The organism is Spirosoma spitsbergense DSM 19989 (assembly GCF_000374085.1).
Classification (GTDB): domain Bacteria; phylum Bacteroidota; class Bacteroidia; order Cytophagales; family Spirosomataceae; genus Spirosoma; species Spirosoma spitsbergense.
On the sequence record NZ_KB893582.1, the window covers coordinates 23,195 to 44,260 of the forward strand.

Here is a 21,066-nt window from a genome sequence, read left to right on the forward strand (position 1 = left end):
ACGCTATGCGCCTTTTCACTATTTTACTCCTTCTCACCGCCCAAATCGCCAACGCCCAGCAATCTCAAAAACCACTTCGCGTGGGGGTGGTGGGTATGATTCATGACCACATCGGAGGCATTCTGAATAAAGCGTATAAACAGCCAAATCAGACAGACATCGAAATCGTAGGCATTGTAGAACCCAATCGCGAAGTGGCCGAGCGGCTTGCCAAACGATATGGTTTCCCCATGAGCTTAGTTTACCCGACAATCGCCGAAATGCTCGACAAAACGAAGCCCGAAGCGGTAACGGATTTTGGTCCAATTGTAGATCACAAAAAAACAGTAGAAGCCTGTGCCCCGCGTGGTATCCATGTGATGGTCGAAAAACCGCTGGCCACCAGTTATGCGGATGCGAAACAAATGGCCGCGCTGGCCCGGAAAAACAATGTCCAGCTTCTGACCAATTACGAAACGACCTGGTACGGCAGCAATCACCGGGCGTATGCCATTGCCAATACGGACAAAGCCATCGGCGACCTGCGTAAAATTGTGGTGCACGACGGCCACGAGGGACCGAAGGAGATTGGGGTCAGCAAGGAATTCTTCGGCTGGCTGACCGACCCAGCCACTAATGGGGCCGGTGCGTTGTTTGACTTCGGATGCTATGGCGCGAACCTGTCTACCTGGCTCATGCACAACCAGCGCCCAACGTCGGTGATGGCGGTAACCCAGCAGATTAAACCCGACATCTATCCGAAAGTAGAGGACGAAGCGACCATCATTGTGACCTACCCGAAAACTCAGACGATTATTCAGGCTTCATGGAACTGGCCGTTCAGCCGGAAAGACATGGAGGTGTACGGGCAAACAGGCTACGTTAAAACGATAGACGGCACAAAAATGCAGGTTCGGCTCAAGGGGGAGAAAAGTGACAAAGCGATTGAAGCCCCGCAAACCGAAGCAACCGCCCCTGACCCTTTTACGTATTTCGCCCGGCTGATTCGGGGAGAAACCAAACCTGATGAACTGACTTCACTGGAGAATAATATTATCACCATGGAAATCCTGGATGCCGCCCGGCAGTCGGCTAAAACGGGAAAAGTGGTTAAATTGAACTAGTTATGATAGCAGAACCAACCTCATACACGCTCGAAAGCCTGACAGAAAAGCTACAGGGTCTGAGCAATATCGAAGCCCTGCGGACGCTGGCCAACTTGTTCCCCGGCGAGGTCGTTTTTTCGACCAGTCTGGGCTACGAGGATCAGGTAATTACTGACCTGATTCTATCGAACAACATTCCCATTCGCATTTTCACCCTCGATACGGGCCGTATGTTCGCCGAAACCTATTCGGTATGGAAAAAAACAAACGATCGGTACGCCACAAAAATAGAAGCCTATTTTCCGGAGCGGGCCTCCGAAGAAGTACTGATGAGCACCAAAGGCCCTTACAGCTTTTACGACTCGGTCGAAAACCGGAAAGAATGTTGCGGCATTCGTAAAGTGGCCCCGCTGAACAGAGCCTTGAAAGGGCAGAAAATCTGGGTTACGGGCATCCGCGCCGAGCAATCGGCCAACCGCCAGTCGATGCCCCAACTGGAATGGGATGAAGCGCATTCGCTCTACAAATTCCACCCGTTGATGGACTGGACCTTTGAGGAAGTAAAACAGTACGTAAAAGACAACAACGTCCCTTATAACCCACTCCACGACCGGGGCTTTGTCAGTATTGGTTGCCAGCCCTGCACCCGCGCCATCCAGCCGGGCGAAGACTTCCGCGCCGGTCGCTGGTGGTGGGAGGATAACTCCAAGAAAGAGTGTGGACTACATGGCGAAAGAGTGAAAGAGTGAAAGAGCGAAAGTTGCTGTCGCGTAAGCCCACGTGTGCCAGCCTTTCGCTCTTTTACTCTTTCGCTCTTTCGCTCTTTATTTACTACTATGAATTATTTAGATCAGCTCGAATCCGAATCCATCCACATCATGCGGGAGGTGGCCGGGCAATTTGAGCGACCTGCGCTGCTGTTTTCGGGTGGCAAGGACTCCATTACACTGGTGCATCTGGCTCTCAAAGCGTTCCGGCCGGGTAAACTTCCTTTTCCACTCGTTCATATCGACACGGGTCATAACTTCCAGGAAGTACTGAATTTCCGGGATAAACTGGCGGCTCAGATCGGCGAGAAACTGATCGTTCGTCATGTGGAAGACACCATACGGGAAAAGAAACTGAAGGAGCCAACGGGGCGGAATGCCACCCGAAATGGCCTCCAGACGTTTACCCTGCTGGATGCCATTGAAGAATGGGAATTCGATGCCTGCATTGGCGGTGCCCGTCGGGATGAAGAAAAGGCCCGGGCTAAAGAGCGCGTCTTTTCCGTGCGCGACGAGTTCGGCTCCTGGGACCCCAAACGCCAGCGACCCGAACTCTGGAACCTCTACAACGGCCGTATTCACAAAGGCGAAAACGTCCGGGTTTTCCCCATCTCTAACTGGACCGAACTGGACGTCTGGAACTACATACGGCGGGAGAAAATCGAATTGCCCAGTATCTATTTCGCCCATGAACGGGAGTTACTCATTCGTGATGGCAAATTGATGGCCACGGCCGGGGGCGTTATCAAACCCGAAGCCGACGATCAGGTAGTCCGGCGTAATGTCCGGTTCCGTACCGTGGGCGACATTTCCTGCACAGCAGCCTCCGAATCGAAGGCGGCTACGCTGGACAGTGTCATTGCCGAAATTCAGGCGACGCGCATCTCCGAGCGGGGCGAAACCCGCATGGATGATCAACTCAGCGAAGCCGCCATGGAAGACCGCAAAAAAGGCGGGTATTTTTAATTGTGAATGAGTGAATGAGCGAATGAGCGAATACCATCCGGTGTACACGTTCATTCGCTCAATCACTCATTCGCTCAATCACTCATTGAGTAAATGGACCTTCTTAGATTTATAACTGCCGGGTCAGTTGACGACGGCAAAAGCACGCTCATTGGGCGGCTCCTTTACGATTCCAAATCCATCCTGACCGACCAGCTCGAAGCCATCGAGCGCGCCAGTAAAAGCCGCAATGATGGTAGTATTGATCTGGCTCTCCTTACCGACGGCCTGCGCTCCGAGCGCGAACAGGGCATCACCATTGATGTAGCGTATCGCTATTTTCAGACGCCGAAGCGCAAGTTTATTATTGTCGACGCGCCGGGACACATTCAGTACACCCGAAACATGGTGACGGGTGCCAGCAACTGTCAACTGGCCATTGTGCTGGTCGATGCGCGGCTTGGCGTGGTGGAGCAAACCCGTCGGCACTCGCTCATTGCCTCCCTGCTGGGTATCCCCCACCTGGTGGTAGCGATCAACAAGATGGATTTGGTCGGTTATTCGCAGGATGTATATTCCGACATCTGCATTCACTACGCCGATCTGGCCAAAAAGCTGAATGCGCATCAGGTTACCTACATTCCCATGAGTGCACTCAATGGCGATAACGTGGTAGACCGGTCAACGTCCATGCCCTGGTACGAAGGCCCAACCCTGCTCGACCATCTGGAAACGGTGGCTATCAACGACGAATCCGACGGAGAACCCCTTGATCGTCATCCCGCCCGTTTTCCAGTTCAGTACGTTATCCGTCCGCAAACGGCCGAACTGCACGACTACCGGGGCTACGCGGGTAAAATTACCAGCGGACTATTTCGTAAAGGAGATTCGATAACCATTCTGCCCTCCGGTGCCACCTCGACCATTGAAGCGATTGAAGTAGCGGAGAAGCACCTGGACGAAGCCGCAACACCCCAGTCGGTTATCCTGCATCTGGCTACTGATATTGACATTAGCCGGGGCGACCTCATCGTGCGAACTGAACGCCTGCCGGTAACCAGCCAAACGGTGGAAGCCATGCTCTGCTGGATGGATACGAAGGAACTAAAGACCGGAAGCAAATACATTTTGCAGGTAGGCACCTTCCGCACGCGTTGCTCGGTGCGGGAAATTGCGTATCAGCTCAATATTGAAACCTACGAACAGATTGAAGGCATTGACAACCTGAAGTTAAACGATATGGCCAAAGTAACCCTGCGGACTGCCCAGCCCATTAGTTTTGACCCCTATCCTAAAAACCGGACAACGGGCGGTGCTATCCTGATCGACGAAACATCGAACGTAACGGTGGGTGCCCTGATGCTAATGGGCGAAGTGTAGTTACCCTCGGTTTTTCGTATATTTGGTACATACCTCCTACAAACATGAACGAATTAGCGGCTCAATTACTCGAATCACCCCGGCGTGGACTCGCCAAAGCCCCGCAGATCATTCAGCAGGTGCAGGCTATTCTGAATGACGAGCAAAAACGTCGGCGTGACTTTTATGAATGGATGAACGACGATATGAAATCGGACCGCCGAAGCGGCCGAATTCATTAACGGCGAAATCGTTGTTCATTCACCGGCCCTGGAAAAGCACAATGCGGTTGTTCTGCGACTTGGTATGTTGCTAAGTGCATTTGTTGATACCCAGGAAGTAGGTATTGTTAGGCTCGAAAAAGCCCTTGTTGAGTTAACCCGCAACAGCTACGAACCCGATATCTGCTATTTGGTCTTGCTAAAGCCTCAACTATCAAACCCGACCTGCTTTACTATCCGGCTCCTGATTTAGTGGTAGAAGTACTGTCGAAAAGCACGCAGAGAAACGACCGGGAAGTCAAGTTTGAGGATTACGCAGCCCACGGCGTAGGCGAATACTGGCTCGTTGACCCTACCCGCCAGACGGTAGAACTTTTTTCCCTTGATGCCGATACGGAAGCCTACGCATTAGTTGGGCTTTTTCGGATGGGTGACGTAGCTACTAGTCAAACGCTGGCCGAATTTTCGATTCCCGTTAAGGCTATTTTTGATGCGCCTGCGAATATGGCTGCCCTTCGGACGCTGCTGTCAACAAATTCATAACAACGGGTTGCCTACAGAAAAGCCCCGGGAGTAAACTTCCGGGGCTTTTCTGTAGGCTGATGGATCAATTTTTACATTTTCTCCAGCAAACGCTCCATCGACACTTCCTGCCCAATGTGGGCTTTCAACTCACTAATAGGAATACGAATTTGTTCTGTGGTATCCCGGTAACGAACGGTTACGGTGTCGTCCTCCAGCGTCTGGTAATCGACAGCGATACAGAAGGGCGTGCCGATCAGATCCTGCCGGGTGTAGCGTTTCCCGATGGCATCACGCTCTTCCATAATGACCCGAAACTCGAAGCGAAGGCTCTTCATGATTTCTTCCGCTTTTTCGGGCAAACCGTCTTTCCGAACGAGGGGGAATATGGCGGCTTTAATGGGGGCCAGTGCCGGATGCAGTTTCAGGTACGTCCGCTCTTTCTGCTGGTCGCCCTCGCCAACAACCTCTTTCGTAAAGGCATTGCAGAACACAGCCAGAAACAGCCGGTCGGCCCCAACGGAGGTTTCCACTACGTACGGCACGTAATTACCGAAGGGCTTGCCCGTTGCCGGATCAATGTCATTGTCGAAGTACTGTTGTTTTTTGCGGCTCAGTTCCTGGTGCGCTTTCAGGTCAAAATCAGTGCGGGAGTGAATGCCTTCCATTTCGCGGAAGCCGAACGGAAACTTGTACTCGATGTCCACGGCAGCATTGGCGTAGTGCGCCAGTTTCTCGTGAATGTGAAACTTTAGTTTTTCGGCGGGGAGTCCTATGGCCTGATGGAATTTCATCCGCGTATCGCGCCAGGTTTCGTACCACTTCATTTCGGTGCCGGGGCGTACGAAGAACTGCATTTCCATCTGTTCGAACTCACGCATCCGGAAGGTGAACTGCCGGGCTACGATCTCATTCCGGAAGGCCTTTCCAATCTGGGCAATACCAAACGGAATCTTCATCCGGCCCGTTTTCTGCACGTTCAGGAAATTAACGAAAATACCCTGCGCGGTTTCGGGGCGGAGGTAAATCAAACTGGCATCTTCGGCCAGCGAACCCACCTGCGTTGAAAACATCAGGTTGAACTGCCTTACTTCCGTCCAGTTATCCGTACCCGAAACGGGGTCTTTGATGCCCTCAGCTATGATCAGGTTCCGAACGCCTTCCAGATCATTATCGCCCAGCAAACGGCCCATTTCCTGCAACAATGCCGTGCTTTTCGCTTCGTCGCCCGCGTTGGCGTAGGCTTCGGCTTTTAGTTCGAGAAGCTGGTCGGCCCGGTACCGTTTTTTGGAGTCCCGGTTGTCAATCATCGGGTCGTTGAAGGAGTCAACGTGGCCCGACGCTTTCCAGGTGAGCGGGTGCATAAAGATGGAGGCATCAATCCCAACTACCGGTCCGCCGTCGCGGTTATCGTGCAGTTGGGTCATGGCCTTCCACCAAAGTGTTTTGAGGTTATTCTTGAGTTCTACGCCATTCTGACCATAGTCGTACACGGCCTGTAGTCCATCATAAATTTCAGAGGATGGGAATACAAAGCCATATTCCTTGGCGTGGGCGATAATATCCTGCAATGTGGCCGCCGGGGAACCGGTGGCGGGTGTTTGTGTAGTATTCATACGTGGGCGCAAAAATACAGTTTTCTGCCCAAGTGCCACTTTAAGACCTGCTATAATTTGACGACCCCGCCTGGCGACGATTGGCCAACGATTATAAGTACACAGGACTGACGACAAGAAAGGAACAGCGTAAAAAGTAATCGGACCGGGCCCGCCTGGGTAACGACGAAACCGCCCCAGGAATGCCCAGCGAGTACAACCAGCCCGTCAATCCGGGCAAGGACCCGTTTCGTAGACATTACCTCATCTTCCAGCGAGGTAGTAGGATTCTGCATCGCCACCGTGTTGTATCCTGTAGCCCGTAACAAAGGAATCGCATTGCTCCAGGAAGACCTATCGGCCCATCATCCGTGTACAAACACTATGGTTGGTTTTTTTGCTGGCTGCTGGCATCTGCCCAGCAGCCAGCAAAAAAGAACTTAACCGTTTTCATTTTTTTTGGTCACCACAAATAGTGACGGACTTATTGCAACGCTTTTTTGAGTTCGGCCCCGGCCTGCAACATAGCCGAATGGGTGCCGGGTACCGTACTGATGGCGTTTAGCAGACCCCAGTCGTGAATCATACCGTTGTAGCGGGTGCAGGTAGGCAGGTAGGGAACCCCGGCTTCATCGAGTTTGCGGGCATAGGCTTCGCCCTCGTCGCGCAGGATGTCATTTTCGGCCGTTTGAACGAGTGCCGGGGGCAACCCTTGTAACTGCTCGGTGGTAGCGTGCAGGGGCGAAGCATAGATTTCTTTACGCTCGTCGGGATCTGTGGTGTAGTTGTCCCACATCCACATCATCAGGCTCCGGGTCAGGAACCGGTCCTCGGCAAACAACTGATACGATTCGGTATCGAAGTTGGCATTAGTAACAGGCCAGAAGAGGACCTGCATTTTCAACTCGGGACCGCCTTTCTCTTTGGCCATCAGGGCCACTACGGTGGCCATGTTGCCGCCAACGCTATTGCCGGCCACCGCCAGCCGGGAGCCATCAACGCCTATCTCGCGTCCGTTTTCAGCGACCCACTTCGTTGCCGCGTACGCCTGATTGATGGCCACGGGGTAGTGCGCTTCGGGCGAGGGCGTGTAATCGACAAACACGGCAGCGGCACCCGAATAAACAACCAGGTCACGAACCATGCGCTGGTGGGTCGGGTAATCGCCCAACACCCAGCCGCCCCCGTAGAAGAACATGAACACCGGCAGGTTGTCGCCCGCGTTTTCGGGTTTCACCACGTGTAGTTTAAGCGGCTGGCCGTCGTGCGTAATGGTTTTTTCTGATTCGGTAATGCCCGAGAGGTCAACCTCAACCTATGCCTGCGCCCCACTGAGCACCGCGCGGGCAGCCTCGGGGGTTTTCTTTTCGAGCGGTTCGTCGGCATTGGCATTCAGCTCTTTCAGAAACGCCCGGACGTGGGTGTCAATAAGCGGGTCAACGGCGGGATCGACCGTTCGGGTTTCCATGTTTGATTCAGTCGCCATAAGTAGTAACGGAGTTATTGAGTCATAAAACAACCGTTCGATCAAGCGTCCTGTTTTTCTGAAAGGTTATTTTTTCAGCAACCCGACAAGCGTTTTCGCTGCTTCTTCCGAGGAAGCCGGGTTCTGGCCCGTAATCAGCATGCCGTCGGTGACTACGTACGACGCCCAGTCGCTGCTTTTACTGTAGTGGCCTCCCTTGCGCTTCAATTCGTCTTCCAGCAGGAACGGAACCACGTCGGTAAGCTGGACTGCTTCTTCCTCCGTATTGGTAAAGCCGGTTACTTTTTTGCCTTTCACCAGTGGGTCGCCCTGCTCGTCGGTCACGTTCAGTAATACGGCAGGAGCGTGACAAACGGCCGCTACGGGCTTGCCCGCTTTCCAGAAATTCTGGATGAGCTGAATGGAGTTCTGATCCTGGTTCAGGTCCCACATCGGGCCGTGGCCACCGGGATAGAATACCGCATCAAAATCGTCGGCGTTCACGTCGCTGAGTTTGCTGGTGTTGGCCAGTAACTGCTGCAAGGCCTCATCCTGATCGAACCGGTGGGTTGCCTCGGTCTGGTTGCCGGGTTCGGCACTTTTAGGGTCAATAGGCGGCTGACCACCCTTGGGCGATGCCAGTGTAATGGTGGCTCCGGCGTCTTTCAGGGTATAGTAGGGAGCGGCAAATTCTTCGATCCAGAAACCGGTTTTCTCACCGGTGTCACCTAACTCGCTGTGCGAGGTCAATACAATTAATACGTTCATGAGACTTTGTTTTTTAATGGCCGCTCTTTTTTTCGGGAGCAGCCGGGTTGATGCGTGATTGTGCGCCGACAGGTTGTCGGGCACCTGACTAACAATTGCCGTCGATATCGCAGAAGTCTTCGCCCGGTGCTGCTACCAGCGTTGGTTTTCCCTCCTGCCATACCTGGTCCAGTACCCTGGCGAATACCTCCGTGGGTTGAGCCCCGCTCACGGCGTATTTATCGTTGAAGACGTAAAACGGTACGCCCTGTACCCCGATCTGGTAAGCGTAATACTGGTCTTTGCGCACCTCTTCTTCGTAGGCATCACTTTCCAGCACCTGCCGGGCCTCATCGGCGTTCAGGCCAACTTCAGTAGCCAGCTTCACCAGCGTAGCCACGTCGCCGACGTTCTCGCCTTCGGTGTAATAGGCGTGGAATACCCGCTCTTTCAATTCATTCTGCAGCCCTTTCGTTTTGGCAAAGTGTAACAGCCGGTGGGCCATCATGGTGTTATTGATGATGGCCTTGTCAAAGTCATAGTTCAGGCCCACCTCTTTGGCAATGGCCGCCATGCCGTCGTTCATGCGCTTGCCATCGGCGGTGGTGCCGCCTTTACGCCGACCCAGGTACTCGTGTACCGACTGACCTTCTACGTATTCCATATCAGGATCGAGCTGGAAGCTTTTCCACTCGATCTCAACCGTTTCTTTAGCCCCGAATTTTTCGAGGGCCAGTTCAAACTTCCGTTTGCCGATGTAGCAGAACGGGCATACAACGTCACTCCATATCTCGACTTTCATAGCGTTTGTTAGTTTAGTCCGGCAGGCGTATCGGACCGGGGCTTTAGGGATTCGTTGAGTAGATGGATGCGTCCTTGACAAACACCCGCCGGTTCAGTTTCAATTGCGAGACAATGAGCTCGGCAAAATCCTCGGGCTGCATCATTCGGTCCTCATTGTTATTTATGAGGTTCGAACTACGGGCCAGATCGGTAACCACCGTACTGGGAGCCAGGGCCGTAACCCGGACATTGTGTTTGCGCACTTCCTGCATCAGAGACTCGGTCAGGCCCATCACACCGAACTTCGACGCGCTGTAGGCACTGGTTCCGGCGTTGCCTTTCAGGCCGGCCGTCGAAGAAATATTCACGATGTCGCCGGTTTTGCGGTCGATCATCTGCGGCAGCACTGCCCGGGTCACGTAATACGTACCGAACAGGTTTACCTTTACCTGATTCTCCCAGTCGGCTGGTTCCAGTTCCAGAAACTTCCCGAACGTACCCGTACCGGCATTGTTGATCAGAATATCGATGTTGCCCAGTGCCGACTGAATACGCTCGACAGCCGCATTGACGGAGGCAATATCACTCACATCGGCCGTGGCAATGGCGGTTTTCACGCCCGTAGCCTTTAGTTCGTCGGCTACCGCCTGCAGGTCCTTTTCGGTGCGGGCGACGAGACCCACCTGAACCCCTTCGTTCGCCAGCGCGATGGCAATAGCCCGGCCAATGCCTTTACCGGCACCGGTGACAAGGGCAACTTTTCCTGTTAGTGATTCCATAGTTTATAGATTAACGGCCACAGGGCCGGAGATGTTAGTAAATAGATTCTTAACTAAGCCGACAGGGCCGGATAGTCAATGTACCCCAGCGTACCGGTGGTGTAGAAGGTTTGGGGATCGGGCTCGTTCAGGGGCGCATCGATCGCAAACCGCTTTACCAGATCGGGATTGGCAATAAACGGAACCCCGAACGCCACCAGGTCAGCGTTGCCTTCCGCAATGACCCGATCCGCCTTTTCTTTCGTAAACCCTTTGTTGATGATCAGTGTCCCATTGTAGAGCGGCCGAAAATGGCTGGCCACTTCCGGTGCCGCAAAGGGCACTTCGCTCACGTCGGTGAAGGGCTCGGTCAGGTGAATGTAGGCCAGACCGTACTCATTCAGCCGCTTGATGATGTACTCGAACGTCGGGATCGTTTGTTCGTCGATCACCATACCAAACAGGTTGTGCGTGGAAGGGTTGAACCGGATACCCACCCGACTATAGTCAATAACGCCGTTCAGAGCATCGAGCGTCTCGAAGAGAATCCGGGCGCGGTTTTCGATGGAGCCGCCGTACTGGTCGGTGCGCTGGTTCGAAGCCCCCACAAAAAACTGGTGAAACAGGTAGCCGTTGGCTGCGTGTAGTTCGATACCGTCGAAGCCCGCAGCTTCGGCGTTGGCGGCTGCCTGCTTAAAATCCTGCACCGTTTGGGCAATGTCTTCAACCGTCATTTCCTTCGGTGTGACAGTATCCAGAAATCCCTGGTGGGTGTAGGCTTTGGCGTGCGGATTGATGGCCGAGGGAGCATGGGGCAATTCGCCGTCGTGCAGGTCGGGGTGCGACATCCGGCCCACGTGCCACAACTGAGCGAAAATTTTACCATCCTGCGCATGCACCGCCTGCGTGACCAGTTTCCACCCTTCCACCTGAGCCTCGCTGTATATGGCGGGCACATTAATAAAGCCGACTGCTTTGGGGCTTACGAAAGTACCTTCGGTAATGAGCAGACCCGCGGTGGCCCGCTGAGCGTAATATTCGGCCGTGAGGGTGGTGGCCACGTTGCCTTCGTTGTTGGAACGGCTACGCGTCATGGGAGCCATAACCATCCGGTTTTTCAGGGTGAGTCCTGACAGGGTATAGGGCGATAATACGTTTTGTGTAGGCATAAGATTGAAAATGATGACCCTGCGGCCATGTTGGTGACTGTTTTTATGAAAAGAAACGCTACCCGAAATCAATCGGCGTACTGCGGTACGCAGCCAAGAATGACCAGCAGTGATGTCGTTGTTTGAAGGGCTTCCGGGTGCGTTCCATGAACAACCGCGGTTGGATTCGTGTCGTTGCCGCTCAGGACCACCGTTGTTACGTTGGCGTGGGGTAGTCGTTGCTGCAGGGTATCGGTACAAGTAACAGCCGTGGTGAACTGAATTACCGTTTTGCAGGTGATTACCTCCCGAATGCGGTCCGCAATGGTTTCCAGCCGGTCATCGGCTACGCTGACAACAACAATGTCGGCCTCCCAGGAGGCATCCTTACAGCAGTTGAGCACCTCCATATCCGCCCGGGGGTGTTGCAACCGGATAGTTTCCTGCAAAGCAGCCAGCAACGACAGGTCCGAATCCATCAGCAGCAACCGGTACCGATCGGCCAGGCGACTGGCAAGCAGGGTTCCCGTTGGGCTGGCAGCGCCGATAAGGGCAAGGGTGTGTTTATAGGCCATGTCTCTTTGTTTGGTAGCACAAAGGTACCGCGACCTGGCAGGGCGAGTCGTTGAGAAATGGTAAGAAATAGCCTTGATCTAGATCAAGAGAAAGTTACTGTCGGTGGAGCAGGTTTTTACGGATCCGGCTGAGGGTTTCGGGCGTAATGCCGAGGTAGGAAGCGATCAGGTGCTGCGGAATACGCTGGACGAGTTCGGGGTTGGAGGCCGACAGGCGAAGATATTTTTCCTCCGCCGAATACGTGATGGAGCTAATCAGCCGCCGTTCTTTGGCGATGATGTTGTTTTGGAACAGAATGCGAAAGTATCGCTCCATCTTGGGTATCTGCAGGGTCATTTCCTCAAACTGGGGTAGTGACAGCAGCAGTAGTTCAGCGTCTTCGATGGCATCGATGTTATAGGCAGCTGGTTCCTCAGACAAAAAACTGTAGGTGTCCGCTATCCACCAGCCCTCCCAGGCAAACTGGAGCATGTGTTCGTTACCCCGGTCGTCTACATTGTACGACCGCAGCAGCCCTTTCTCAACAAACGCCATATACCGGCATACATCGTCCTCCTGGAGAAGGTACTGTTTCTTACGCAGCTTTTTGGGGAGGAAAAAGGTTTTCAGCTGCTCCTGCTCTGCTATGGTCAGGGATACCTTTTCGTTTACATGCGTAAAAAAAACGTCGAACATAGGCGCGAAAATAGGCCAAAAAGCCTTTGGTTAGGCAACCCGGCCAGTCGATTCGCGTAGTCAGCGGCTCCCAACCGGGAAATTACCCTACCCCGCATTATAATATATTTTTATGGTATAGCATACAAGTAAAATATATACTCCGTAAGTTTAGCCCGGAATCAGTTCAACCATTCAGGTTATATACCGGACATCGACTACCCTGGCGGCTCCCGCGGGAAGGTATATCACCAGGATGAGAGGGTTGGGCTGACCAACCCACCTGTTTAGACATGTGATAATTATGGCGACTAGAAAGAAACAACTAATTCGCGTCGTGTTCGACGTACTGGATGAGAGCAATCAGCTGATTCGCCAACAGGGCGAGCTACTAGTTGCCGCAGCCGATCCGGATGAAGCAATTGACTGGGTATGGGCCGACATGCAGCGGCAGTTTAACCAGCCCGGCATTCGCCTGAGCCGGGTTCGGATTGGTGGCTGAACCCGCTTGTCCAGGCGATTTTTTACAGGGGAACCAGCTAAGCTAAAAAGTGATTTCATACTATATTTTATGATTTTATTGCTATAGTTGAGTTTTATGCTGAACTTCCTTTTTTCCATCCATCCCTTGTAATCAACTGCCGTATGAAAACCTGGCTAATCCTGATTTTTGGAACCATGTGTATCACTGACCTCCAGGGGCAATGCATCATCTTTCAGGAAAAAAACGGACAGGTTTATACCACCTGCGATCTTTATTCTGCCACTACAGGCTCGCAGTCCAGTCTGGCAGCCATGCATAATCAGGTGACTTACAAGGGCACCCAGTTTTCTACCTTCCCCATCTGGCAGGCCGGTACTTTTCGTCTGGATAGCAGGGGAGTAGAAATCAAGGGAGAACTGGCCTATAATCTGTTTTCCAATGAGGTACTGTGCAAACTGGCGGGTGACTCGACAACCAGAACGATAACACCCGCGCAATTCACCATCAACGGTGTAGAATATACCCGACAAAAAGCGAACCTGCCGGGTGTTTCCAGTTTCAGCTACTTCAGCAAACTTTATGACGGGCCCACCAAATTTCTGGTAAGTTCAGGCAAGAAACTGGTGCCGGGCGGGGCGGGTGGAAACGGCTACGAGAAGCAGTCAAACGTTAGTGGAGCGTACCAGATTTTCAGGAATTATTTCATTCAGAAGGGAAACGCGCAACCCGAGTACATCGCCCTGACAAAAAAGTCATTGCTGGACAGGTTCTATGACCAGTCGGAAATAATGGCCCGGCAAATCCCCGACAAAGACCTTACGTTAAATGAGGTGATACAGGTTATTACCTACTATGATAGCCTATCCGCTGCCAGCCAGTTAAACAGGCATCCATTACGGAATGATGCTGTTTTTAACCAGGAACTTCATAACAGGATTGTATATCCCGGTGTAGCCTGGACTCAGGCCGTTTACAGCCGCGTGTACGCCGGTTTTGAGGTGAGCGAACTGGGCGATGTAAAAAACGTTACGATCCTCAGCCCCGAAAATGCAGGATTTGGCTTTACCAGCGAGGTCAGGCAAGCCCTGGAAAAACTCCCCCGGCTAGGTCCGGGGCTGGCGGGCACCTACGCGCTGCCCGTTACCTTCACCTACACGAATTCCACCGAGAAGACCGGGACGCATCGGCCGGTTAATCGATTGGCAGACGAGTACCTGAATGACCGTACGCTGCTGGATGAATTTATTGTTCCGATTATGGTATTAAAACCCGTAATCGGTAGTCGGGAAGTTTGGGGGTTTTACAAGTAGCCGCCTTCTTATAAAAACTGGATTCGCTCAGTGGTGACTAAAATCAGAACACGGATGACACGGATTGAACAGATTCTCACGGATAAATTTATTACCTATCGCTGGTTTTAGTGAAAATCCGTTCAATCCGTGTCATCCGTGTTCCATGTCTTTTTTTATAGGAAAGACCTGCCTTCGCAATTGATTTATCCAAAGTCTCCTACTTCCTGGCTAATAGCAGAGCGTTTGGCTAATCTGGTTAACTGGGTTACTGACCCGCCCGGTCACTTTGCCGAAGCCGTAGCGGGACTACCAGCCGAGGCCATCCTGATTTTCAGGCCGTAATCCTTGCCCTTCGACACATCGCTCAGAGTAACTGTCTCCCCGTTCCGACCGGTCCAGCTAGTACCACCACCACCGGGTTTGGGTGCTCCGTATCGGGCAGTAAAGTAGGGTTCCAGGTCTTTTTGATAATCAGTAACAGACTGACGGCTGTTGAGAAACAGGTCAATGTCGATAGCCGACACTTTTTTATCCGTCTGGTAATAGAGCACATCGGCCGTTTCGAGCTTTTTCAACTCAATGGTGTAGCCACGATGTTCGGCATCCTGCTCGAACGGCTCACTTTTTTCAACGGCACTGACATGTGCGAAAGCATCCCCAACGTTGACACCCCGCCAGTCACTGGTGGCTGTTAAGCCCAGATCGGCCAGGCGTTCGGTAATGACAACATCATCCGGCGATACCGGTTCGGCTTCGGTAACAACGGCCGTTGAATCGGTAACCTGCCCCGTCGTCTGTTGACGGTTTTTACAGTTATTTAAAAAAAGCAATAAGCACAGAGCCGCTGCAACCGGGAGATATCGAGTCATATATAGCCAGATTAGTTACCCAAAAGTAATGCATTGCCCTGATTTCCCAATTGGCTTACATACGGGGTACGCGCTCAACCAGTAAATTTTAGCTTGTTAAAATATTAACTTTATCAAGCTAAAATAGTACTATTTCAACAAAAAGACGATACAAATGAACTGAAATTTGTTAATGGAGTTGGTAGGATATAACCTGTTATCAATAACTAACTATCCGTATGCCTTTTTCCTTATTCGGTGCCGACAAGATTTCAATGGCAGACATTGATTCTATTGGGCACAGCATACCCAACATTATTTTATGGGCCGTACCCTTTATGCTCTTCTTTACCGTGGTGGAGATGGTGGTTACGTATTACCAGGATCATGAATTTTATGAGAAAAAAGAAACGATTGGTTCCATTCTGGTAGGACTGGGAAATCTGGCCGTTACGTCTGTAATCAAGATTGGGTTACTTTATTTTTTCATATGGCTATACAACCTGATTCCGTGGCGTATGGAACTGAACTGGTGGACGCTTCTCCCCTGCTACGTCATCCTTGATTTCTTCAGTTATCTGGCGCATCGGGTTTCGCACAGTCAGCGGTTCTGGTGGGCTACCCACGTTGTACACCATACCGGCGAGCATTATAACCTGACGGTGTCATACCGGTTGAGCTGGATTCAGCACATAAAAATCATCTTCTTTATCCCGGTAGCCTTGATAGGTTTTCACCCGATTGTTTTCTTTGTGACCAATCAATTAGCGGTGCTGTTCCAGTTTTGGGTGCATACCGAATACATCCGCCGTATGCCTTCCTGGGTTGAATATATTTTTGCGACGCCCTCCAACCACCGCGTACACCACGGTTCGCAGGAGAAATACATCGATAAAAACTTTGGAGCTACCTTCATTTTCTGGGACCGTATTTTTGGCACCTATCAACCCGAAGAAGAGCAGGTCATCTACGGCGTTACGACTAACCTGACCGGCAACAAAGCCGACCCATTCTTCATCAACTTTCATGAAGTAAAGGAGATGATTGCCGATGTGAGACAAGCAAAAGGATTCCGCAGGAAATTCTTCTATGTTTTCGGTAGCCCGGTAAAAATTGCGCTGGAAAAGAAGCGGCTACAACTTCAGGAAGTGGAAGAAATGGAGGTTTCGGCCTGATCTAACTAACACGTATTCTGTTACTTTCAGCCCATTCTATCCCCTGGCTTCAGAGGGCGGAATGGGCTGAAGTCGTTTTAACTGACCCGTTTCCCGTGCAGCAGCCTGTCCACTGCGTCAGTGAATGAACCGGCTTGGGTAACTTCACCGGCATTGATGAAGAATATCTCATCGGCCGTTTCGATGGTGTTCAGCCGGTGGGCAATGATGATGCGCGTAGTGGTTTCGGGCAGGTTTTGCAGGATCTCGTCAAGCAGTTGCTCCGTTACGGTGTCTATATTGGCGGTGGCCTCGTCCAGAATAAGCAGTTCAGGGTTTCGGAGTACGGCCCGCATAAAGGCAATCAGTTGTTTCTGCCCCAGGCTAATCGCGTCGCTACTCGCCTGAACCTTTGTGTCCAGCCCCTCATCAAATCGCTCCAGCAGCCTATCCAGATTAGCCCGCCGAATGGCTGCGGCCAGCTGCTCGTTGGATTGATTCTGATAGGCTTCATTTCCATACAGGATGTTTTCCCGAACGGTACCGGTGAACAAAAACGGCTCCTGTAGAATAAACCCTATTTTACGGCTGCGCTCCCCGGCGGTGTAGGCGCGAATATCTTTTCCATCGAGCAAAACGGTGCCGACAGTGGGGTCATACAGGCGGGCAATCAGCGAAGCCGTTGTTGTTTTGCCGCCCCCCGTCGGGCCAACGAGCGCGTAGGTTTTGCCCCGTTTCAGGTCAAAATTAATGTTGTGCAGCACCTCCTGACCATTGGGATAGCTGAAGGATACGTGCTGAAAAGTCAGCAGCGAATCGGTCGGAAGCGTTACCGGGTTACTGATGGTTTGCAGGTTTGTCTGCATGGCCAGCAGGTGCGAAATGCGGTCCCAGCCCGCCAGGGCAACCTGAAAGTTGGACCACAGGGTAGCCAGTTGCCGGAGCGGGTTATATACATTCGTTACGTAGGAGAAAAAACTGATTAACAGCCCCACCGTAAAATTCCCCGTCGAAATCAGGTAGATGCCGAAGGTGAGCACAATCAGCTGACCGATGTTGGCCGCCATGCCATATACGGGCAAAAAAACGTTGTTGGCCAGGCCCGCGCCAATAGACGTCTGGTAGTTTTGCTGATTGGCCTCGTCGAAGCGTTTGCGAAAATAGTCGCGCCGGTTAAAGGCAACCACAACCTTGAAATTGTCCAGGCTTTCCTGAATTTCGGCACTCAGGTTCCCCACGCTCTTCAGATTCACGGCGTTTTTTCGCTTCACCCAAGCCGCTGTCAGGTTTGTGAAAAGCAACAGCAGCAATGTTGGCGAGAGGGCTGCGGCACCGAGGGGCAAATCAATAAACAGCAGAAATAGACCCGCCCCGGTCATGATAAAAATACTCCCCACGAACTGCATCAGCGACTGCGAAAAAAACTGATTCAGTTTGTCGGTGTCGTTGTTGATGCGGGAAATAAGGTCGCCCGCTTTGTTCTGGTTAAAGAAAGCCACGGGTAGTTCCTGTAGTTTATTGAAGACCGCATTCCGGAGTTTGAACAGGGTGCGCTGCCCTACCCCACCCATCAGCCGGGTCTGGAGGTAGTTGGTACCAAAAGCAATGACGTAGATGACCAGCAGAAAACCAGCGTTCCGCACCACCCCGTCGAACTGCTTCGTCTGGATATAGGTGTCAATGGTCCGGCCAATAACCACCGGCCCAACCAGTGTCAGTCCCGAATTAACGATAATAGCGCCGAAGGCCATCAGCAGCGTCCGGCGTTCATCGTCGATGAGGGCCAGCAGTTTTCGGAGCGCCTTATACGTCGCATTTTTTTCGGCTTTTGGACTGGTGGCCTGGTTTAGGTCGTAGTTCATGGGGGTAAACCGGGTTAGTTTACGTACTGGTTGGTACTGCGTTGCGACTGGTAAATCTGAACGTATTCAGGCGTGCTGGTCATCAGTTCAGCGTGGGTACCTTTAGCAAGGACGCGGCCTTCCATCAGCAGGATAATCTGCTCGTAGTCTTCAACGGGCGCGATTTTCTGCGTGACGGAAATAAGCGTCAGGCCGGGGTAGTTTTGCTGCACATTGGCCAGAATTTTCTGCTCGGTCTGCGGATCTACCCGCGCCGTAAAATCATCCAGCAACAGTATGGTAGGGTTGAGGGCCAGGGCGCGAGCCAGCATAATACGCTGTTTCTGACCACCCGACAAACTCGCCCCCCGCTCCGAAACGACGGTTTGCAGCTTGTCCGGCAGCGATTCGATAAAATCACGCAGTGCCGCCGTGTCGATGGCTTTCTCCAGGGCCTCATCCGTCACGGTTTCGCAGAAGGCAATGTTCTCCCGAATGCTCAGATTGAACGTGATGCTGTCCTGAAACACGAAACCCACCTGCCGATGAAAGGATTCTTCCTCATAGTCGCCGATGGGCCGGTTATCGTACAGGACCGTTCCCGACGTGGGGTCTATCAGGCCGGTCAGCAAAAACAGGAGCTGGCTTTTTCCGGCTGCCGTTGGCCCTACGATGGCCGTTCGAGTACCCGCTTTCACCGAAAAGGAGACGTGCTGAAGGGCTGGTTTATCGCCGTAATAAACCGACACATCGCGCAGTTCGATGTCGCCGTTCAGACGGACGTTTACCGTACCGGTCCGGACGGTTTCGGGTGCCTGTAGTACTGCGCTAACGCGCTCGTAGGAAGCCGACGCCTGGGCAATCACATTGCTCATAAACCCAATGACGATGATCGGGAAAATCAGCAGCGCCAGGTAACTGCTGAAAGCCGCATAATCGCCCAGCGTCATGCTGCCGGTAATAACGAAATGCCCGCCCAGCACCAGAATAATCAGCCCGGCCATATTGGCCGTGAAGCTGATAACCGGAATGAGCCCCGCAAACAGCCGTAAAATCGACATTCCTATGTTTTTGGCATCGGTATTGGCAGCCAGAAACTTGTCGTATTCGAGCTGTTGAGAGTTGACGACCCGAATCAGGGCCGAGCCGAGGATGCTTTCGTTGATCACCTTGTTGAGCCAGTCGATTACCTCCCGGCCCTGCATGAACAGCACCCGCACTTTTTTCATCAGCGTATAAAATGTGAGCCCGATAATGGGCACAATCGTCAGCACGGCCAGCGCCAGTTTCCAGTTGATACTGATGAGCAGGATAGCGGCCCCAACGATGATGCAAAGCGACGACACGATGGAAACGATGGCCTGCGAAACGAACAGTTTGACGGAGTCGATGTCCGACGTCAGGTTAGTCAGCAGTTTGGCCGGGTTGGTTTGCTGGATGTACGCAAAACTCTGCCGCGATATTTTGGCGGCCAACTGCGTCCGTAAATCCCGCGCCACCCGCTCCGACGCGTAGGTCTGGACAACGCTTTGCCAATACGTGAATACGAAAATGAGCCCGGTAGCCACCATGAACTGAATCAGCGTGGTCCGCAACGCAAACGTCCCCGCCGAATAATCATCGATACCATGCGCAATGAGCATGGGCAGCACCAGGTTTATCCCGTTGCTCAGCAGGGCCAACAGCACCAGGCCCAGAACCGTGCGCGTGTAGGGCTTCAGTAAAACCAGCAGGGGCAATGATTTCTTTTTGGGGACTTCCTGGGGAGAACCGGGTTTGGGCATATATGAACTGGAAAGGCTTTAGGTGGACGAATTTAAAGGTACGAAAATAGAAGAAGATAGCGCGGATGGGCAGTCTGCCCTAACCCAGTACGCCAGACTGCAAACCACGCGGATACCCGTCGTCCCACCACCGTATGTTAAACTCAGCGTCAATCAGGGTAACTTTTTTAGCCATCATCTTGTATATACCGGTCCCGCAGCCTATTCTTACAATCGAAGCAGGGTTGAACAAAATAGTTACCTAAAAATAAAAGCATTTCACCGAGCTCTCAATAGCAACTACCTGATTTTCAACAACTTGATAGTAAGCGAAGTTTCGTACATATATATGTTGGGTGCGGGTCCATAAAATGTCTGCATTTCCGGGTTTTGGCTATAGAGGGAACGTCTTGGTTAGGCAAGCCCGACATTTGTTATTCTGGTTTCCGGTGACAAAACGTAGTCTTAGGTTTAATACTGTGAGCAGTTTTAGTGCTTGATTTGGCCAAATGCAAAAAGGGTCGTAAGCTTGAAATCCCCATTTCATACCCTACGACCGCACCGGCGGCCCGGCCATGAGCATCGAAGCGATTCTCAAGCCAATATTGGCTAAACTTTTCAACGTGAACAAGCATCAGCGTACTTTTCTAACCGAACTCTTCTCTGTCTTATTAGGCCGACAGGGACGCGCTACGTTTGAAAACCTCGCCCGCTATTCCTCATTTACTGAACTTACTTTCCGCCGACACTTCGCTACCTGCTTTGACTGGCTGACCTTCAACAAAGCCTGTATCGACTTCACACAAGGGCCATTTATTGGCATTGTCGATTGTAGTTTCCTGCCCAAAAGTGGCACTAAAACCTTTGGTCTCGACANATTCTGGTCGTCCTGTGCGGGTAAAGCCCAACGTGGTTTGGAGGTCAGTTTATTGGCTTGTGTCAACACGTTGACCAAGCAATGCTTCGCTCTCGAAGCCAGCCAGACTCCACCAGACATCACCCAACAAGACGGCAAGCCCTACTCCCGGCTAAGCTGGTATGGCTCCGGCCACCCGGCTG

22 protein-coding genes and 1 pseudogene are annotated in these 21,066 nt (G+C 52.2%); 10 read left to right on the top strand and 13 right to left on the bottom strand.

Annotated features, from left to right (window positions below):
• Nucleotides 1-5: 5 nt before the first annotated feature.
• The 7 genes from B157_RS0126995 to B157_RS40160 all read left to right on the top strand — a co-directional run bounded on the left by B157_RS0126995 (nt 6) and on the right by B157_RS40160 (nt 4,920).
• Nucleotides 6-1,103, top strand: coding sequence for a Gfo/Idh/MocA family protein (locus B157_RS0126995; RefSeq protein WP_020606433.1), 1,098 nt, complete (start codon nt 6-8; stop codon nt 1,101-1,103).
• 2 nt (nt 1,104-1,105) lie between these two features.
• Complete coding sequence (locus tag B157_RS0127000; RefSeq protein ID WP_020606434.1) at nt 1,106-1,834, top strand: phosphoadenylyl-sulfate reductase; 729 nt, start codon at nt 1,106-1,108, stop codon at nt 1,832-1,834.
• Between the two features lie 87 nt (nt 1,835-1,921).
• A complete protein-coding gene (gene cysD / locus B157_RS0127005; RefSeq protein WP_026308989.1) occupies nt 1,922-2,818 on the top strand; it encodes a sulfate adenylyltransferase subunit CysD in 897 nt (298 codons plus the stop codon).
• Nucleotides 2,819-2,911: 93 nt separating this feature from the next.
• The gene (locus B157_RS0127010) at nt 2,912-4,177 is read left to right on the top strand and encodes a sulfate adenylyltransferase subunit 1 (protein WP_020606436.1); all 1,266 of its coding nucleotides are present in this window, start codon (nt 2,912-2,914) and stop codon (nt 4,175-4,177) included.
• A gap of 44 nt (nt 4,178-4,221) precedes the next feature.
• Complete coding sequence (locus tag B157_RS39900; RefSeq protein WP_020606437.1) at nt 4,222-4,398, top strand: hypothetical protein; 177 nt, start codon at nt 4,222-4,224, stop codon at nt 4,396-4,398.
• 28 nt (nt 4,399-4,426) lie between these two features.
• Nucleotides 4,427-4,630 (top strand): hypothetical protein, encoded by a 204-nt coding sequence (locus tag B157_RS40155; protein WP_281168511.1) that lies wholly within the window; start codon nt 4,427-4,429, stop codon nt 4,628-4,630.
• A complete protein-coding gene (locus tag B157_RS40160) occupies nt 4,603-4,920 on the top strand; it encodes a Uma2 family endonuclease (RefSeq protein ID WP_281168512.1) in 318 nt (105 codons plus the stop codon). The genes B157_RS40155 and B157_RS40160 overlap by 28 nt, the downstream gene beginning before the upstream one ends.
• A 71-nt stretch (nt 4,921-4,991) precedes the next feature.
• Here the strand turns inward: B157_RS40160 and B157_RS0127030 are convergent, their stop codons facing one another.
• The 10 genes and pseudogenes from B157_RS0127030 to B157_RS0127065 all read right to left on the bottom strand — a co-directional run bounded on the left by B157_RS0127030 (nt 4,992) and on the right by B157_RS0127065 (nt 12,646).
• Nucleotides 4,992-6,515, bottom strand: a complete 1,524-nt coding sequence (locus B157_RS0127030; RefSeq protein WP_020606440.1) for a glycine--tRNA ligase — start codon at nt 6,513-6,515, stop codon at nt 4,992-4,994.
• Nucleotides 6,516-6,565: 50 nt separating this feature from the next.
• Nucleotides 6,566-6,847: pseudogene (locus B157_RS40610) on the bottom strand (alpha/beta hydrolase); the annotation flags it as partial.
• Between the two features lie 131 nt (nt 6,848-6,978).
• Nucleotides 6,979-7,731 (bottom strand): alpha/beta hydrolase, encoded by a 753-nt coding sequence (locus B157_RS36060; RefSeq protein ID WP_342664717.1) that lies wholly within the window; start codon nt 7,729-7,731, stop codon nt 6,979-6,981.
• 78 nt (nt 7,732-7,809) lie between these two features.
• Nucleotides 7,810-7,980 (bottom strand): hypothetical protein, encoded by a 171-nt coding sequence (locus tag B157_RS40335; protein WP_342664718.1) that lies wholly within the window; start codon nt 7,978-7,980, stop codon nt 7,810-7,812.
• A 66-nt stretch (nt 7,981-8,046) separates the two neighbouring features.
• Nucleotides 8,047-8,727, bottom strand: coding sequence for a type 1 glutamine amidotransferase domain-containing protein (locus B157_RS0127040; protein WP_026308990.1), 681 nt, complete (start codon nt 8,725-8,727; stop codon nt 8,047-8,049).
• An 88-nt stretch (nt 8,728-8,815) separates the two neighbouring features.
• Nucleotides 8,816-9,508 (bottom strand): DsbA family oxidoreductase, encoded by a 693-nt coding sequence (locus B157_RS0127045; RefSeq protein ID WP_020606444.1) that lies wholly within the window; start codon nt 9,506-9,508, stop codon nt 8,816-8,818.
• 43 nt (nt 9,509-9,551) lie between these two features.
• On the bottom strand, nt 9,552-10,268 hold the full coding sequence (locus B157_RS0127050; protein ID WP_020606445.1) for a 3-ketoacyl-ACP reductase: 717 nt from the start codon (nt 10,266-10,268) through the stop codon (nt 9,552-9,554).
• A gap of 53 nt (nt 10,269-10,321) precedes the next feature.
• Nucleotides 10,322-11,416: an alkene reductase gene (locus B157_RS0127055; RefSeq protein ID WP_020606446.1), complete on the bottom strand. Its 1,095-nt coding sequence runs from the start codon at nt 11,414-11,416 to the stop codon at nt 10,322-10,324.
• A 68-nt stretch (nt 11,417-11,484) separates the two neighbouring features.
• On the bottom strand, nt 11,485-11,970 hold the full coding sequence (locus B157_RS0127060; protein ID WP_020606447.1) for a hypothetical protein: 486 nt from the start codon (nt 11,968-11,970) through the stop codon (nt 11,485-11,487).
• 94 nt (nt 11,971-12,064) lie between these two features.
• Nucleotides 12,065-12,646, bottom strand: coding sequence for a Crp/Fnr family transcriptional regulator (locus B157_RS0127065; RefSeq protein ID WP_020606448.1), 582 nt, complete (start codon nt 12,644-12,646; stop codon nt 12,065-12,067).
• Nucleotides 12,647-12,929: 283 nt separating this feature from the next.
• Between B157_RS0127065 and B157_RS0127070 the strand changes: the two genes are divergently transcribed.
• Both B157_RS0127070 and B157_RS0127075 read left to right on the top strand, forming a co-directional pair.
• The gene (locus B157_RS0127070; RefSeq protein WP_026308991.1) at nt 12,930-13,127 is read left to right on the top strand and encodes a hypothetical protein; all 198 of its coding nucleotides are present in this window, start codon (nt 12,930-12,932) and stop codon (nt 13,125-13,127) included.
• A gap of 143 nt (nt 13,128-13,270) precedes the next feature.
• Nucleotides 13,271-14,419: a hypothetical protein gene (locus tag B157_RS0127075; RefSeq protein ID WP_020606450.1), complete on the top strand. Its 1,149-nt coding sequence runs from the start codon at nt 13,271-13,273 to the stop codon at nt 14,417-14,419.
• A 263-nt stretch (nt 14,420-14,682) separates the two neighbouring features.
• Here B157_RS0127075 and B157_RS0127080 read toward each other — a convergent pair whose 3' ends face one another.
• Nucleotides 14,683-15,270, bottom strand: coding sequence for a hypothetical protein (locus B157_RS0127080; RefSeq protein WP_020606451.1), 588 nt, complete (start codon nt 15,268-15,270; stop codon nt 14,683-14,685).
• Nucleotides 15,271-15,488: 218 nt separating this feature from the next.
• Between B157_RS0127080 and B157_RS0127085 the strand changes: the two genes are divergently transcribed.
• Entirely contained in the window at nt 15,489-16,424 is a 936-nt protein-coding gene (locus B157_RS0127085) for a sterol desaturase family protein (protein ID WP_020606452.1), read from the top strand.
• Nucleotides 16,425-16,501: 77 nt separating this feature from the next.
• Here the strand turns inward: B157_RS0127085 and B157_RS0127090 are convergent, their stop codons facing one another.
• Together B157_RS0127090 and B157_RS0127095 are read right to left on the bottom strand one after the other, a co-directional pair.
• On the bottom strand, nt 16,502-18,265 hold the full coding sequence (locus tag B157_RS0127090; protein WP_020606453.1) for an ABC transporter ATP-binding protein: 1,764 nt from the start codon (nt 18,263-18,265) through the stop codon (nt 16,502-16,504).
• Between the two features lie 14 nt (nt 18,266-18,279).
• Entirely contained in the window at nt 18,280-20,028 is a 1,749-nt protein-coding gene (locus tag B157_RS0127095; RefSeq protein ID WP_020606454.1) for an ABC transporter ATP-binding protein, read from the bottom strand.
• Nucleotides 20,029-21,066 lie beyond the last annotated feature (1,038 nt).

What these genes read in the sequence shown, in the direction of transcription:
- B157_RS0126995 (WP_020606433.1), top strand. Translation starts at nt 6, where the DNA reads ATGCGCCTTTTCACTATTTTACTCCTTCTCACCGCCCAAATCGCCAAC.
- B157_RS0127000 (WP_020606434.1), top strand. Translation starts at nt 1,106, where the DNA reads ATGATAGCAGAACCAACCTCATACACGCTCGAAAGCCTGACAGAAAAG.
- cysD (WP_026308989.1), top strand. Translation starts at nt 1,922, where the DNA reads ATGAATTATTTAGATCAGCTCGAATCCGAATCCATCCACATCATGCGG.
- B157_RS0127010 (WP_020606436.1), top strand. Translation starts at nt 2,912, where the DNA reads ATGGACCTTCTTAGATTTATAACTGCCGGGTCAGTTGACGACGGCAAA.
- B157_RS39900 (WP_020606437.1), top strand. Translation starts at nt 4,222, where the DNA reads ATGAACGAATTAGCGGCTCAATTACTCGAATCACCCCGGCGTGGACTC.
- B157_RS0127030 (WP_020606440.1), bottom strand. Translation starts at nt 6,515, where the DNA reads ATGAATACTACACAAACACCCGCCACCGGTTCCCCGGCGGCCACATTG.
- B157_RS40335 (WP_342664718.1), bottom strand. Translation starts at nt 7,980, where the DNA reads ATGGCGACTGAATCAAACATGGAAACCCGAACGGTCGATCCCGCCGTT.
- B157_RS0127040 (WP_026308990.1), bottom strand. Translation starts at nt 8,727, where the DNA reads ATGAACGTATTAATTGTATTGACCTCGCACAGCGAGTTAGGTGACACC.
- B157_RS0127045 (WP_020606444.1), bottom strand. Translation starts at nt 9,508, where the DNA reads ATGAAAGTCGAGATATGGAGTGACGTTGTATGCCCGTTCTGCTACATC.
- B157_RS0127050 (WP_020606445.1), bottom strand. Translation starts at nt 10,268, where the DNA reads ATGGAATCACTAACAGGAAAAGTTGCCCTTGTCACCGGTGCCGGTAAA.
- B157_RS0127055 (WP_020606446.1), bottom strand. Translation starts at nt 11,416, where the DNA reads ATGCCTACACAAAACGTATTATCGCCCTATACCCTGTCAGGACTCACC.
- B157_RS0127060 (WP_020606447.1), bottom strand. Translation starts at nt 11,970, where the DNA reads ATGGCCTATAAACACACCCTTGCCCTTATCGGCGCTGCCAGCCCAACG.
- B157_RS0127065 (WP_020606448.1), bottom strand. Translation starts at nt 12,646, where the DNA reads ATGTTCGACGTTTTTTTTACGCATGTAAACGAAAAGGTATCCCTGACC.
- B157_RS0127070 (WP_026308991.1), top strand. Translation starts at nt 12,930, where the DNA reads ATGGCGACTAGAAAGAAACAACTAATTCGCGTCGTGTTCGACGTACTG.
- B157_RS0127075 (WP_020606450.1), top strand. Translation starts at nt 13,271, where the DNA reads ATGAAAACCTGGCTAATCCTGATTTTTGGAACCATGTGTATCACTGAC.
- B157_RS0127080 (WP_020606451.1), bottom strand. Translation starts at nt 15,270, where the DNA reads ATGACTCGATATCTCCCGGTTGCAGCGGCTCTGTGCTTATTGCTTTTT.
- B157_RS0127085 (WP_020606452.1), top strand. Translation starts at nt 15,489, where the DNA reads ATGCCTTTTTCCTTATTCGGTGCCGACAAGATTTCAATGGCAGACATT.
- B157_RS0127090 (WP_020606453.1), bottom strand. Translation starts at nt 18,265, where the DNA reads ATGAACTACGACCTAAACCAGGCCACCAGTCCAAAAGCCGAAAAAAAT.
- B157_RS0127095 (WP_020606454.1), bottom strand. Translation starts at nt 20,028, where the DNA reads ATGCCCAAACCCGGTTCTCCCCAGGAAGTCCCCAAAAAGAAATCATTG.